Consider the following 379-nt stretch of genomic DNA (forward strand, 5'->3'; position numbering starts at 1 on the left):
AAGGCAACGTCATCGCCATCACCGCCCCGGACGGCAGCAGCACTCAAATCGACTACCACGAAACCCTCAACCTGCCGATTGCCGTCAACGATCCTGCAGGCAGGATTACCGCCTACGATTACGACAAGCGTGGCAACCTCATCAGCATCACCGATCCCGCCGGTTACACCACAAGCTACGGCTACAACGCCCGATGGCTGCCCGAAACCATTACCGACGCCTTAGGCAAAACCCGACGCCTACACTACGACACCCTCGACCAACTCGTCTGCTTTACCGACTGTACCGGCGAAACCACCCGTTTCGGTTACACCGAATACGGCGATCTCGAAACCGTTACCGATGCGCTGGGCCATACCACCCGCCACCACTACGATGC

1 pseudogene is annotated in these 379 nt (G+C 58.6%); it reads left to right on the forward strand.

Annotated features, from left to right (window positions below):
• A pseudogene (locus tag ACTHSX_RS10525) lies at positions 1–379 on the forward strand (RHS repeat protein); the annotation flags it as partial.

It is taken from the genome of Neisseria sp. P0014.S002, from assembly GCF_051958295.1.
GTDB classification, from domain to species: Bacteria; Pseudomonadota; Gammaproteobacteria; order Burkholderiales; family Neisseriaceae; genus Neisseria; species Neisseria flavescens_B.